Raw genomic sequence first — 13054 nt, 5'->3', positions numbered from 1 at the left:
CCGGTGTTCTCGATCTTCTTGGTCGTTGATCGATCTACCGGAGACCTCGCCTATTTGATCAACGACACGCCGAGACCGCGCATCACTGCCGATGTTGACCGGTACGGACTTCGAGACACTGCCTAGCGGCCCGCGACCCGGAGTTCGTCTCGGCCCACGGTGATCACGTCGCCGGGGTGGAGTTGGCGGCCGCGGCGGGTCTCCGGCTCGCCGTTCACCGCGACCGCGTCCGCGTCGAGCAGGTCCTTGGCGTGCGCGCCGTCCTCGGCCACGCCCGCGAGCTTGAGCAACTGCCCCAGCCTGATCATGTCGTCCCGGATCTCAATGTCCCGCATGGGTTCATCATCCTCCGAACGCGCCGCGGCCCCCACCCGGGACCGGGCGGGGGCCGCGACCGACCACGCTAGAGCGCGCCCGTGTACTGCTGGATCCACGAGCGGTGCGCCACCACGTCGGTGTAGATCGACGGGGCGACGGCGCACTGCGATCCGCCGCCGGAGCGGCTGGTGGCGCCGATCAACTGCCACGCCCCGCTGACGACCTTGACCTGCGGGCCGCCGGAGTCGCCGTAGCAGGCGCCGGAGTTGTTGCGGGGGTTGTCGGTGCAGATCTCGATCGAGCCGCTGATGCCGCCGCACTCGCCGTCACTGACGATCGAGGTGTCGAGCTGTTGCAGGATCGTCGGCGCGCCGCAGCCGCCGCGGACGGGGCAGGTCTGGCCCCAGCCGATGATCCTGGTCGGGGTGCCGACCGCGCCGGACGTGCTCGCGATCTTCACCGGCGCCTGCGAAACGCTGCTGCTGAGCTGCACCAGCGCGATGTCGTACGGCCCGCGGTAGCTCGGGTGCACGATGATGCGCGACGCCCGCACGAGGGTGCCGCCGCTGGTGCGGTTGGTCGTGCCGATCCGCGCCTGGGTGCTGCTCGGTGAGCGGCCCTGGACGCAGTGCGCGGCGGTGACGACCCAGTTGGCCTTGATCAGTGAGCCGCCACAGAAGTGGCTGCCGGAGGTGCTCTGCAGGGACACCATGAAGCTGTAGGTCTGGGTGGCGTTGCCGCCGCCCACGATCATCGGCGTCAGGGGACCGTCCGCGGGCGCTGCCGTGGCTGCCGCAGGTGCCGCGAGCGCGGTCGCCGCGGCGGCGAGCAGGCCCACGAGCAGGGTGCGTACCTTCATCGGAACTCCTTCCGCACCGAGGCCCTCGACCCGGTGCCAGAAGGAAACTAAATACTCAAACGCTCCGTGAACACCCGCCGAACGTCGTCCCCACTTACCAGCGGTCACTCACCAGTTGCCAGTTGGGGACATCGAAAGGCCGACCCTGTCCGTGGACAGGATCGGCCTCGACCGGGTGAGTGACGGGACTTGAACCCGCGGCATCCTGGACCACAACCAGGTGCTCTACCAACTGAGCTACACCCACCATGCCCGCCGCGGACCGGGTGATCCTTGGCGCGGCAACATCGTAGCGTGCCGGGTCCGCGGGATAGAAATCGGTTATGTGCGGGCGGGCCCGAGGACGGCGTCGGCGACGGCTTTGGCCTCGTCGGTGGTGGGGCCGGGGTGCGGGACGAAGGCGGTGCCGCGGTAGTAGCGCAGCTCCCTGATCGACTCCTGGATGTCGGCCAGCGCCCGGTGCGCGAGGCCCTTGTCGGGCTGCGCGTAGTAGATCCGCGGGTACCAGCGGCGGCACAGCTCCTTGATCGAGGACACGTCGATCATGCGGTAGTGCAGGTGGGCGTCGAGGGCGGGCATGTCGCGGGCGATGAAGCCGCGGTCGGTGGCGATGGAGTTGCCGCACAGCGGGGCGGTGCGCACCTCGGGGACCCACGTGCGGACGTAGTCCAGAACCTGCTTCTCGGCGTCGGCGAGGGTCAGCGTGCAGCCGCGCACCGCCTCGGTGAGCCCCGAGCGGGCGTGCATGTCGCGGACCACGTCGGGCATGCCGTCGAGTGCGGCGTCGTCGGCGTGCACCACCAGGTCCACGCCGTCGCCGAGGACGTTCAGCTCGGAGTCGGTGACCAGGGCGGCGATCTCGATCAGCGCGTCCTTGCCGAGGTCGAGCCCTGTCATCTCGCAGTCGATCCATACCAGGCGGTCCGTCACGCGACGCAGCTTAGTCCGACACGCCGTCGGCGCCCGCGCTCGCTCGGTCACCGTGCGGATCGGCCGCGGTCCACTAGGCTTCCGCCTGGTTCTGGCGGCCGGGGTATCAGGAGGCGCACGTGGCCGAGCAGTCGAGTCCGGCACAGGAGATCGCGGGCGGCTACGGCACGTCCGGCGCCGCGATCGAGTTGGGGTCGGTCGTGGTCGGCGGCCAGGTCGACGCCGGGGCGCGGGTGCGCATCCCGCTGGCGATGATGAATCGGCACGGGCTGGTCGCGGGGGCCACCGGCACCGGCAAGACCAAGACGTTGCAGGGCATCGCCGAGCAGCTCTCCGCGGCCGGGGTGCCGGTGGTGATGGCCGACGTCAAGGGCGACCTGTCCGGGCTGACCCAGCCGGGCGCGGCGAACGACAAGATCACCGCCCGCGCGCAGGACACCGGCGACGAGTGGGCGCCGACCGCGTTCCCCGTGCAGTTCCTTTCCCTGGGTACCAGCGGCATCGGTGTCCCGATCCGGGCGACGGTCACCGGCTTCGGCCCGATCCTGCTGTCGAAGGTGTTGGGGCTCAACGACACCCAGGAGTCCACCCTGGGCCTGATCTTCCACTGGGCGGACTCCCGGGGCCTGCCGCTGCTGGACACCAAGGACCTGCGCGCTGTCATCACCCACCTGACCGGTGATGAGGGCAAGGCCGACCTCAAGGGCATCGGCGGGGTGTCCTCGGCGACGGCCGGGGTGATCCTGCGCGCATTGTCCAATCTGGACGCCCAGGGCGGCGACGAGTTCTTCGGCGAACCCGAGCTGGACGTGCCGGACCTGATCCGCCAGGCCGATGGCAAGGGCGTGATCAGCCTGCTGGAGCTGGGGAACCTGCAGGGCAAGCCCGCGCTGTTCTCCACCTTCCTGATGTGGCTGCTGGCCGAGCTGTTCGAGGAGTTGCCCGAGGAGGGCGACCTCGACGCGCCGAAGCTGGTGTTCTTCTTCGACGAGGCCCACCTGCTCTTCGCCGACGCGTCGAAGGCGTTCCTGGCCCAGATCGAGCAGACCGTGAAGCTGATCCGGTCCAAGGGCGTCGGGGTGTTCTTCTGCACCCAGTTGCCCACCGACGTGCCCAACGCGGTGCTGTCGCAGCTCGGCGCGCGCGTGCAGCACGCGCTGCGGGCGTTCACCCCGGACGACCAGAAAGCGCTTGCGCAGACGGTCAAGACCTACCCGACGACGCCGCACTACGAGCTGGAGGAGGCGCTGACCTCGCTGGGGATCGGCGAGGCCATCGTCACCGTGCTCAGCGAGAAGGGCGCGCCGACCCCGGTGGCGTGGACGCGGCTGCGCGCGCCGCGGTCGCTGATGGACACCGTCGGCGACGAGGCGATCAAGCAGTCGGCGGCGGCCTCGGAGCTGCACGGCAAGTACGCGCAGTCCATCGATCGCGAGTCCGCCTACGAGCTGATGGCGAAGAAGATGGCCCCGCCCGCCGAACAGCGGCAGCAGGCCCCCGAGCAGCAGCCGGAGCCGCGGCGCGAGGAGCGGGACGAGCCGGGGTTCTTCGAGAAGGTCATGGGCAACAGCGCGGTGAAGTCGTTCTTCCGCTCGGCGGCCAGCGCGCTCGGCCGGGAGATCACCCGCGGCGTGTTCGGCAACCGCAAGCGCTGAGCGGTGGCGTTCCGGTCCGCGATGGATCACGCTGGACGCCATGGGCAAGGATGTCGAATCGACCGAGTTCACCAGGGCGGACCGCCAGCGGTTTCGGCACAAGGTTCGGCGCTGTCTGGACGTCTTCGCGCAGATGCTCGCCGAGGCCAGGTTCGACGCCGACCGGCCGATGGCGGGCCTGGAGATCGAGCTGAACCTGGTCGACGGCGCGGGCGATCCGTCGATGCGCAACGCCGAGGTGCTGGCGGCCATCTCGGACCCGGCGTTCCAGACCGAGTTGGGCCAGTTCAACATCGAGATCAACCTGCCGCCGCAGCGGCTCGGCCCCGGCGGGCTGGCCGCGTTCGAGGACATGGTCCGCACCGACCTCAACGAGGCCGAGGCGAAGGCGGCGAAGGTCGGCTCGCACATCGTGATGGTCGGCATCCTGCCCACCTTGCAGCGCAAGCACATCAGCGCTGACACGCTCTCGGCCAACCCGCGCTACAAGCTGCTCAACGAGCAGGTCTTCGCCGCCCGCGGGGAGGACCTGGAGATCAACATCGGCGGGCCGGAGCGGCTGGTCACCCAGGCCGACTCGATCGCCCCGGAGAGCGCGTGCACCAGCGTGCAGTACCACCTGCAGGTGGCGCCGGAGGACTTCGCGAAGTTCTGGAACGCCAGCCAGGTCGTCGCGGGCATCCAGGTGGCGCTGGGCGCGAACGCGCCGTACCTGTTCGGCAAGCACCTGTGGGCCGAGACCAGGATCGCGCTGTTCGAGCAGGCCACCGACACCCGCCCGGACGAGCTCAAGGCGCAGGGGGTGCGGCCGCGGGTGTGGTTCGGCGACCGGTGGATCACCTCGATCTTCGACCTGTTCGAGGAGAACGTGCAGTACTACTCGGCGCTGCTCCCGCTGACCGACGAGGAGGACCCGGCCGAGGTGCTGGCCCGCGGCGACACCCCGGAGCTGCACGAGCTGCGCCTGCACAACGGCACCGTGTACCGCTGGAACCGCCCGATCTATGACGTCGTGCACGGCCGCCCGCACCTGCGGGTGGAGAACCGGGTGCTGCCCGCGGGCCCGTCCGTGCTCGACACGATGGCCAACGGCGCGCTCTACTTCGGACTGGTCCGCGCCCTGGCCGACCAAGACCGTCCACTGTGGACACAGATGAGCTTTTCCGCCGCCGAGGACAACTTCCACGCCGCCGCGCGCAACGGCATCGACGCGCGGGTGTACTGGCCCGGCGTCGGCGAGGTGCCCGCCGCCGAACTCGTCCTGCGCCGCCTGCTGCCGATGGCGCACGCCGGCCTCGACTCCTGGGGCGTCGACCCGGCCGACCGCGACCGGTTGCTCGACGTGATCGAGCAGCGTTGCATCACCGGCCGCAACGGCGCCACCTGGCAGGTGGACACGGTGCGCGCGTTGGAGGAGTCCACTTCGGTGAACCGGGAGCAGGCGCTGCGGGAGATGACCCTGCGGTACGCGAAGTTCATGCACAGCAACGATCCCGTGCACACCTGGCCGGTCTCCTGACTCACTCCAGGAACGGCGCCAGCAGATCGGGCACGGTGGCGTCGGCCAGCGCCAGCCCGTCGCTCTCGCCGACGTCGGTCACCGGGTATCCGCCGCTGCCCGCGGCGGTGATCGCGGTGACCGAGATCAAACCCGCGCGCTGCTGGAACAGCGTCCGGTTGACCTTCCACCCAATGATCCCGGTCCGCTGCAGCGCGACCGTCCGCCGGTCCAGCGACCCGGATCGCGTCACCAGGTAGCGCTCGGTCAACGCGTGCCCCAGGTTGCGATACCGATCGAGTCCGATGAGGACAGACGCCGGAATCAGTGCCACGCCGACGATCCACAGCCACACGGGCCAGTCCGCGGCGGCCGCGAGCACAGCGAGCACACCGGTGGCCGCCGCGGTGGGCACGACCGCGCGCACGAGTCTGCGCACCCGCGCCCGCGCCGGATGCCGCGTCAGCGCGACCTTGGTCGGCGTCGGCGACACCCGCAGGATCTCGCCGCTCACCCGGTCCGCCTCGCCGCGCGGCGCGGGCGGCACCAGCACGCTGCTGCCGCCCTGCTGGCCCAGCCCCGTGCTCACCGCGGTGAGCCGAGCGCCGCGGCCCGCGCGCAGCAGCAGCGGTTCGTGCAGGGCGACCCCGCGCAGCCGGTCCTCCTCGATCGACACCGAGCGGGTGGTGAGCAGGCCGCGCCGGACGCGGACCGTGCCGTCGTCCTGCCGGGTGAGTCGGAAACGGTAGTTCTGCAACAGATACGCGACCAGCGACAGTACCGCCGACACCAGCAGCACCGCGCCGACGACCGCCGGGATCACCGTCGTCGGGTCGGCCCGGGTGACCCAGCCGAACACCTGCCGGATGATGGCGACGTCGGAGAACTCGAAGTCCAGTTCGTTGGCCAGGTTGAGCCCGAAGCCGACCACGATGCCGATGCTGAGCAGCCCGGACAGGGTCAGCGGCGCGTACCGGTACCAGTGGGGCGACAACTGGGAAATCGACTTGCCGTCGTCCGCTGGCGTCGCCTCGTCGGCCACTTCTGTGTTGCCGCGCAACAGGAACACCTGGCGCAGCCGGTCCGCCTCGGCCGCGGTGACCGCGTCGAGCACCACGCCCTCGCCCGGCACGCGCTCCTGCTGGCCGGTGCCGACCCGGACGGCGGTCAGGCCGAAGAGCCGGTGGCCGAGCTTGGCGGTGAGGTCGACGGTGCGGATGCGGTCGCGCGGAATGGCGCGGCGCTGCCGCAGCAGCACGCCCTTGTGCAGTTCCACCTGGGTTTCGGTGATGCGGTACTTGGTGGTCAGCCAGGACAGGAGTCCATAGAGGACGATCAACGCCACGGTGCCGACGCCCGCGACGACCCGCCAGGTGTTCACGTTGCCGATGAACACCAGCCCGAACAGCAGCGGTAGCAGGCCGATCAGCTCGTTGAGCGGGCGCACGACGACCATGCGCGGGTCGAGCCTGCCCCACTGCGGCGTCTGCTCGACCAACTCCGGCGCGGCGGGCAGGGCTGTCATGTGGCGTCTCCGGGCGTCGCCTGGGTCGTGCTCGCCAACTCGTCGACGATACGGGTCGCCACGTCCTCGTCCAGGCCCTCGATCTTCAGCGGCCCGGCGGCGGAGGCGGTCGTCACGGTGACGGTGGCGAGTTTGAGCAACTGCTGGATCGGCCCCCGCTGCGTGTCGACCGTCTGGATCCGCGACACCGGGGCGAGGCGCCACTCCTGGTTGACCCACCCGCTGCGGGTGAACACGGCTTCGGCGGTGGTTTCCCAGCGGTGCACCCGATAGCGCCAGCGCGGCATGACGACCGTGTGCACCAGCCCGACAACCAGGCTGGTGAACAGTGTCACCGGCAGCCAGCCCGGCGGATCGTCGGCCACCAGCACCACCACCCACTGCCCGACGACGAGGATCGTCCAGAAGATCGCCGCACGCAGTGTCCAGTGCACGATGGCCCGTTTGCTGACCAGGTTCGCGGGGGCGCGCAGCCGCAGGTTGCCGTTGCTCACCACGCCAGTCTGCCCCGCCCCCGAATCAGCCGACGTCACCCCTCGGGACTACCCGCCGCCAAGCCCCAAGTGGACTCACTTGGCCAGTGCGCGGACGATCAGCGTTCCCGGCTGATCGGCCGCTGGGGCGGGGAAGATGTCGGCGGTCACGGCGTCGAACCCCGAGTCGGTGAGCAACCGCACCCACTGTTCGGCGGAGTGGTGCCGTTTTCTGACCGCCCGGTCGGTGGCGCCGGGTTGGTCGTCCAGCTTAGGCAGATGCGCGAACGCGAACCGCCCGCCGGGGTGCATGCTGTCGCGTACCAGCGGCAGGAGTATCGCCGGGTCGGTGAACCAGACTGCCCCGAAGATCGAGTACACCGCGTCGAACCGGGTCGACGCGGTGGTGAGGAAGTCCACGACGTCGGCGGTCACGAACTCCAGATTCGCCAGGTGCCCCCAGGTCTGCTTGGCGGTTGTCGCCCGGCTTGGGGCCAGGTCCACGCCCACACAGAGGGCGCCCAGGGTGGCCAGGTGGGCGAGGTTCGACCCGGCTCCCGAGCCCAGTTCCAGCACAGTTCGGCCGCGCAGGTCGCCGAGTACGGACTCGTTCGGCCCGTGGTCGGGGTACTGGGTCCAGTTGAACCAGGTCGTGGCACCGGCCCCGTTGACGTCTCTACGTGGCTGCGCTTTCCCCGCGAAGCGCTCCCATGCCTCGACCGCTGTGATCACCCGCGGAGCCTCCCACCCAGCCTCGCCTCGCGCCCGTCGAACTGGACGCGAGGCGAGGTATCGTATCGCTGGTTCGTCACTTCTTCGGGCTGCCGGAGCAGCACGCGTAGCACTGGTGGCAGTTCACGTCCCGGGCATCCCACAGTTCATTGTCCAACCGGAATCCGGCCTCCCTGATGGCCTGGATCGTGCTACTCAGAACCTTGGGTTGTGCGGCCCGCTCCTCGGGCAGATGCGGCACGTGGTGCAGATAGATCCCCGCGTGCTCTAGACAGAAGTTCCAGTAGCGGGGCGTGTCGAGTACGAAGGTGTGAACACCCTTGTCCACCGCGGGGGTTGGTCCCATGGGAGTGTCGGGGTTCTCGGCCGAGGTCACCAGATAGGCGACGGTCTGGGCGAATGTGCGTTCGGCCAAGTCTCGGTCCATCGCGTGGTCGCGCATGATGAGTCGGACCTCTCGCTCCCACACACCTTGTGACACACAGGTTCGGGGATCTCGGACCTGGACTGCCGGGCCGTCGGGCGCGAGCGATGGACAGGTGACGAGCTCAATTGTGGTCATGGTGATCCTCTCTGAGGTTGTGATGGAGCCGTCCTCAGCGAAGCGCCAATTCACCCCGCATGACAGTCGCGATGGCCAAGCTGAGTTGCCGATTCGCGCACGGGGTCGCACTTACCTCTCACTTTACGAAGTTCCGGTGATAACGACACTGAGAGCGCTACTGTGAGCGATCGGCTGACTGCACATTCGGGGGAGGACCAGGTGGCCGCCGGATCAACGGGCAATCCCACGCTCCGCGCGCTGATGATCGACGCCGACCTGAGCAACACCGCGCTGGCGTCGGGGGTTGTCCGGGCAGGCGCGGCGGAAGGAATACACCTCGGCACCACGGCGACGTCGGTCAGCCGCATGTTGGACGGTTGTCAACCGCGGTGGCCGGTCCCGCGCCTGGTGGCGACTGTGCTGTCCCGACATCTGGGCTACCACGTAGCAGTCCCCGATTGCGGCTTCGCCGATCGTGCGCCGATGGGCGACACGTTCAACGGGTTCCAGACCTCGCCCACGATTGATGGCACTATCGCCACCGTGGCGGAACTGTCGGGTCGGGATCTCAACCGGCGCAACTTCATGGTCGGCTCGGCCTTCGCTGCCGCCGCGTTCGCCGAACCCGCTTGGCTTGCGTTGACCTCGTCGCCCGCCAGCGAATTCTCGCGGGTGGGTGTATCGCGGATTGGCATGGGCGATGTGGAGGTGCTGCGGGAGACCGTAAGGCACTTCGAGCAGCTGCACCGCCGCCACGGCGGCGGTCGGGTCCGCACTCAGGTCGTGCAGTTGGTACACCAGCAGTCCCGCTTGATGCGGGAGGGAACCTATGGCGAACGGGTGGGCTGCGCGCTGTCCGCGACTCTTGCCGAGGCGACTTTCCTCGCCGGTCTCACCACCGTGGACAGTGGCCGTCACGCGCTCGGTCAGCAGTACTACACCCAATCGCTCGGTCTGGCGATGCGTGCCGGAGACCGGTCGTTCGGGGCAAACGTGCTTGCCGAGATGAGCCGGGTGACCATCGACGTCGGCACGAATGTCGTCGACGCGGGCCGCGACGGGCAGCACGCCGCCGCCCTGGCCCGATCCGCCCTCCAGGTGATCGGCGGCGACGCGACCCCGGCCGTGGCGGCCTACCTCCACGCAATCGAGGCTCGCGGGCTGAGTCTGGTCGGTGATCCGCGGGGAGCGACAGACGCGCTCGACGCCGCGCGCAAAGCGTTCGATCGGGGGCCTGGCGACGAACCGGACTGGCTCGGGCACTACGGCGAAGTAGATCTGGACTCCGATATCGGTCAGTGCCTGCGGGATACCGGTCGCCCGCGTCAGGGCGTGGCCCTGCTCGAACGAGCGCTGTCCACGCTTCCCGCGGGCCGGGCCACTTCGCGGGCCAAGACGCGGGTCCATATCGCCGCGGGATATCTCGAACTGCGGGAGTTCGAACAGGCCGACACGGTGACCGCCGAGGCGCTCGACGCGGTGGGTGTGTTGTCTTCGGAGCGGACTGTGGAGCGGGTTCGGGGGTTGCGACGCAGGGCACGGCAGCATGGGGCCCGTCAGGTCGAGGAGCGGATCTCCGAGTTCCTCGCCACCTGAGGTCACTGCTCGGGTTCCACCGAGGCGTCCACGACGGCGTCGCGCAGGGCGGCGCGGAGGCGGCCGATGTCCAGGGGGGTGAAGACCGCGGTCTCACCGGGCGGTGCCACCAGCACCACGCGCCCCTGCCGGACGAAGACGGTGACCTCGCGCCGTCGCCCCGCGATGTCGCGGCAGCCGATCGACCACTCCCTGTGGCTGTTCACTGTGCCCACCCTCTCGAACCCCAAGCTGTTCGCCTGTCACTTGAGTTGACGGAGACCGTAACGAGACGTGACGGCAGAAGCGATGACTTCTCATGATTTTCCGGGAAGCGTCACACCCGGCCGAGGACTAGTGTCGTGCACCGGGTTCACGGGAGGTCGGCATGGCACAACCGCACCGGATCGTCGTCGTCGGCACGGGGTTGGCGGGTGCCTCCGCCGCGGCGGCGGTGCGCGAGCAGGGGTTCACCGGCGACGTCGTGCTGCTGGGTCGTGATCCGCGCTCGCCCTACGAGCTTCCCGCCCTGTCCAAGGGCATCCTGCTCCGCGACGCCGACGAGCCCGACTGGGTTCGGGACGAGGGCTTCTACGCCGAACGCGGGATAGACCTGCACACCGGCACGGACGTTCGCGAACTGCACCTGGGCGAGCGGGTGGTGGTCGACGGCGACGGCACGCGGCACGGCTACGACCGGCTCGTCCTCGCCACCGGCTGCGCCCCGCGCACCCTGCCGGTGCCCGGCGCCGAGCTCGCCGGACTGCGCACGCTGCGCACCCTGGACGACGCGCTCGCCCTGCGTGACGTGCTCGGCGACGGGGTGCCAGTGGTGATCGTCGGCGCCGGGTGGATCGGCTGCGAGGTCGCCGCCGCCGCGCGCAAGCACGGCGCCGAGGTCACCGTGATCGACCCGCTGCCGCTGCCGCTGCACCGCACCCTCGGCGACACCGTGGCCGAGGTCTTCCGCGACCTGCACGCGCGCCACGGCGTCACGTGGCGGCTCGGTACGGGCGTCGCGGGGTTCGTCGGCGACGAGGGCGTGGTCACCGGCGTCCGACTCGACGACGGCACCGTGCTGCCCGCCGAGGTGGTGGTCGTCGGTGTCGGGGCGGCGCCGCGGGTGGAGTTGGCGAAGGCCGCCGGGCTCGAACTGTGCGACTCGGTGCCCGGCGGCGGTGTCGCCGTCGACGCGAGCCTGCGCACGTCGGCGCCCGACGTGTTCGCGGTGGGCGACATCGCCGCGCACTTCCATCCCCGCTACGGCAGGCGGGTGCGCGTCGAGCACTGGGCCAACGCCAAAGACCAGGGCACGCACGTCGCGGGGACTCTCCTGGGCGGCGCCGAGCCCTACACCGCGAGCCCGTACTTCTTCTCCGACCAGTACGACCTCGGCATGGAAGTGCGCGGCCTGGCCAACCCGTTCACCGACGACCTGGTCGTGCGCGGCGACCTGGCCGCGGCGGAGTTCACCGCGTTCTGGACGCGCGGCGGCCGGGTGCTGGCCGCGATGAACGTCAACCAGTGGGACGACGGCGACGCGCTCCAAGCCCTCGTGGACATCCAGGCCGCGGTGTCGCCCGACGACCTGCGCAACGCGGACCTGGCCGACCTCACCTGACCGGGCTCGGCACCCGGGCCAGCGCGATCGAGGCGAGGCCGCCGAGGGACAGCACCGCGATCACCACACCCATCGGCACCGCCGTGCCCGTGCCGCCGAGGCCGACCAGCGGCGCGGCCAGCCCGCCGATCGCGAACTGCAGCACGCCCAGCAGCGCCGACGCCGTGCCCGCGCGCTCCCCGTGATCGGCGAGCGCGAGCGCCGTCGAGTTCGGCGTCACCACGCCCACGCTGGCGACCACGACGAACAGGCCCGCCAGCAGCCATGGCAGACCCAGCGCCAGCGTCACCGCCGCGAGCACCGCCAGGCCGCCGAGCGCGGACGTCACCAGCCCGACCATCAGCAGGCCGCGCGGCGGGAACCGCCGCAGCAGCAGGCCGTTGAGCTGCGCCACCGCCACGATGCCGAGCGCGTTCGCGCCGAACACCAGGCTGTACTGCTGCGGGGTCAGGCCGTGGATCTCCTGCAGCACGAACGACGACCCGGCGATGTAGGCGAACATCGCGCCCAGCACGAACCCCGCCGCCGCCGCGTAGGCCAGGAACGTCCGGTCGGCCGCGATGTCGAGGTAGGTGCGCAGCGTCCGGCCCAGACGCGCCGGGCGCCTGCGGTCGACGGGCAGCGTCTCGGGCAGGGCCAGCCCGGCGGCCACCAGCAGCAGCACGCCGAACCCGGCCAGCACCACGAAGATCCCCGACCACGACGTCCACCGCAGCACCTGGCCGCCGATGACCGGCGCGAGGATCGGTCCTAGGCCGCCCACCAGCATCAGCATCGAGAAGAACCGCGCCATCGCCACCCCGGAGAACAGGTCCCGCACCGCGGCGCGCGCGATCACGATCCCCGCGGCAGCGCTGAGCCCCTGCGCGAGCCGCAGACCCGCCAGCGCGTACACCGACGGGGCGATCGCGCAGAGCAGTGAGCTGGCGGTGTAGAGCACGAGTCCGACGAGCAGCGGCCGTCGGCGGCCGAACGAGTCCGACAGCGGCCCGGCCACCGCCTGCCCCGCCGCGAGCCCGATCATGAACGCCGTCAGGGTGAGCTGAACCTGCGACTGCCCGGTGCCGAGCTGCGTCGCCATCACGGGGAACGCGGGCAGATACATGTCGATCGACAGCGGGCCGAACGCGGTCATCCCGCCGAGGATCAACGCGAGCCGGACCCGCATCGACCGCGACGGGGAGTCCACCCGATCAGTCTAGTGAGATCGGGGCCCGCGTCGGCGTGCTTGACCTGGATCGATGCCGAAAGCGCTGATCACCGGGTCGGCGCGCGGTCGCACCGGCCGCTTGACACACTGGCGGGCGACACGGCGGGGAGGATG

At 70.2% G+C, this 13054-nt stretch carries 13 protein-coding genes and 1 tRNA gene; 4 read left to right on the top strand and 10 right to left on the bottom strand.

Annotated elements, in window-relative coordinates:
• Positions 1 to 122: 122 nt before the first annotated feature.
• The 4 genes from ACT4N7_RS14500 to orn all read right to left on the bottom strand — a co-directional run bounded on the left by ACT4N7_RS14500 (position 123) and on the right by orn (position 2107).
• Complete coding sequence (locus ACT4N7_RS14500; protein WP_444829231.1) at positions 123 to 335, bottom strand: RNA-binding S4 domain-containing protein; 213 nt, start codon at positions 333 to 335, stop codon at positions 123 to 125.
• 68 nt (positions 336 to 403) lie between these two features.
• On the bottom strand, positions 404 to 1177 hold the full coding sequence (locus ACT4N7_RS14495; protein ID WP_444829230.1) for a S1 family peptidase: 774 nt from the start codon (positions 1175 to 1177) through the stop codon (positions 404 to 406).
• A 174-nt stretch (positions 1178 to 1351) separates the two neighbouring features.
• Positions 1352 to 1424 (bottom strand) — tRNA-His (locus ACT4N7_RS14490).
• Between the two features lie 74 nt (positions 1425 to 1498).
• Positions 1499 to 2107: an oligoribonuclease gene (orn, locus tag ACT4N7_RS14485; protein ID WP_444829229.1), complete on the bottom strand. Its 609-nt coding sequence runs from the start codon at positions 2105 to 2107 to the stop codon at positions 1499 to 1501.
• Between the two features lie 119 nt (positions 2108 to 2226).
• Here orn and ACT4N7_RS14480 point away from each other — a divergent pair, with 119 nt between their 5' ends.
• A complete protein-coding gene (locus ACT4N7_RS14480) occupies positions 2227 to 3762 on the top strand; it encodes a helicase HerA-like domain-containing protein (RefSeq protein ID WP_444829228.1) in 1536 nt (511 codons plus the stop codon).
• Positions 3763 to 3802: 40 nt separating this feature from the next.
• Positions 3803 to 5281, top strand: a complete 1479-nt coding sequence (locus tag ACT4N7_RS14475; RefSeq protein ID WP_444829227.1) for a glutamate--cysteine ligase — start codon at positions 3803 to 3805, stop codon at positions 5279 to 5281.
• A gap of 1 nt (position 5282) precedes the next feature.
• On the opposite strand, the gene ACT4N7_RS14470 is transcribed toward ACT4N7_RS14475, so the two are convergent.
• From ACT4N7_RS14470 to ACT4N7_RS14455, 4 genes are all read right to left on the bottom strand, one after another.
• A complete protein-coding gene (locus tag ACT4N7_RS14470; RefSeq protein ID WP_444829226.1) occupies positions 5283 to 6785 on the bottom strand; it encodes a PH domain-containing protein in 1503 nt (500 codons plus the stop codon).
• A complete protein-coding gene (locus ACT4N7_RS14465; RefSeq protein WP_444829225.1) occupies positions 6782 to 7279 on the bottom strand; it encodes a PH domain-containing protein in 498 nt (165 codons plus the stop codon). Before ACT4N7_RS14465 ends, ACT4N7_RS14470 begins: the two co-directional genes overlap by 4 nt.
• A gap of 75 nt (positions 7280 to 7354) precedes the next feature.
• The gene (locus ACT4N7_RS14460; RefSeq protein ID WP_444829224.1) at positions 7355 to 7990 is read right to left on the bottom strand and encodes a class I SAM-dependent methyltransferase; all 636 of its coding nucleotides are present in this window, start codon (positions 7988 to 7990) and stop codon (positions 7355 to 7357) included.
• A 76-nt stretch (positions 7991 to 8066) separates the two neighbouring features.
• Positions 8067 to 8432: a glycine-rich domain-containing protein gene (locus ACT4N7_RS14455; RefSeq protein ID WP_444829223.1), complete on the bottom strand. Its 366-nt coding sequence runs from the start codon at positions 8430 to 8432 to the stop codon at positions 8067 to 8069.
• Positions 8433 to 8753: 321 nt separating this feature from the next.
• On the opposite strand from ACT4N7_RS14455, the gene ACT4N7_RS14450 reads away from it, so the two are divergent.
• Positions 8754 to 10130 carry a hypothetical protein gene (locus ACT4N7_RS14450; RefSeq protein ID WP_444829222.1) on the top strand — a complete coding sequence of 459 codons (1377 nt, stop codon included), beginning with the start codon at positions 8754 to 8756 and terminating at the stop codon, positions 10128 to 10130.
• Between the two features lie 2 nt (positions 10131 to 10132).
• Here the strand turns inward: ACT4N7_RS14450 and ACT4N7_RS14445 are convergent, their stop codons facing one another.
• Positions 10133 to 10336, bottom strand: a complete 204-nt coding sequence (locus ACT4N7_RS14445; protein WP_444829221.1) for a hypothetical protein — start codon at positions 10334 to 10336, stop codon at positions 10133 to 10135.
• Positions 10337 to 10497: 161 nt separating this feature from the next.
• On the opposite strand from ACT4N7_RS14445, the gene ACT4N7_RS14440 reads away from it, so the two are divergent.
• Positions 10498 to 11730 (top strand): NAD(P)/FAD-dependent oxidoreductase, encoded by a 1233-nt coding sequence (locus ACT4N7_RS14440; protein ID WP_444829220.1) that lies wholly within the window; start codon positions 10498 to 10500, stop codon positions 11728 to 11730.
• Here ACT4N7_RS14440 and ACT4N7_RS14435 read toward each other — a convergent pair.
• Positions 11723 to 12919 (bottom strand): multidrug effflux MFS transporter, encoded by a 1197-nt coding sequence (locus tag ACT4N7_RS14435; RefSeq protein ID WP_444829219.1) that lies wholly within the window; start codon positions 12917 to 12919, stop codon positions 11723 to 11725. The two genes, ACT4N7_RS14440 and ACT4N7_RS14435, sit on opposite strands and share 8 nt — an antisense overlap.
• Positions 12920 to 13054 lie beyond the last annotated feature (135 nt).

Origin of the sequence: Actinokineospora sp. (genome assembly GCF_052390155.1) — a bacterium.
In the GTDB taxonomy this organism is placed as follows: domain Bacteria; phylum Actinomycetota; class Actinomycetes; order Mycobacteriales; family Pseudonocardiaceae; genus Actinokineospora.
Note: the sequence above shows the minus strand (reverse complement) of the source record. Positions and strands in the feature narration are given on the sequence as shown.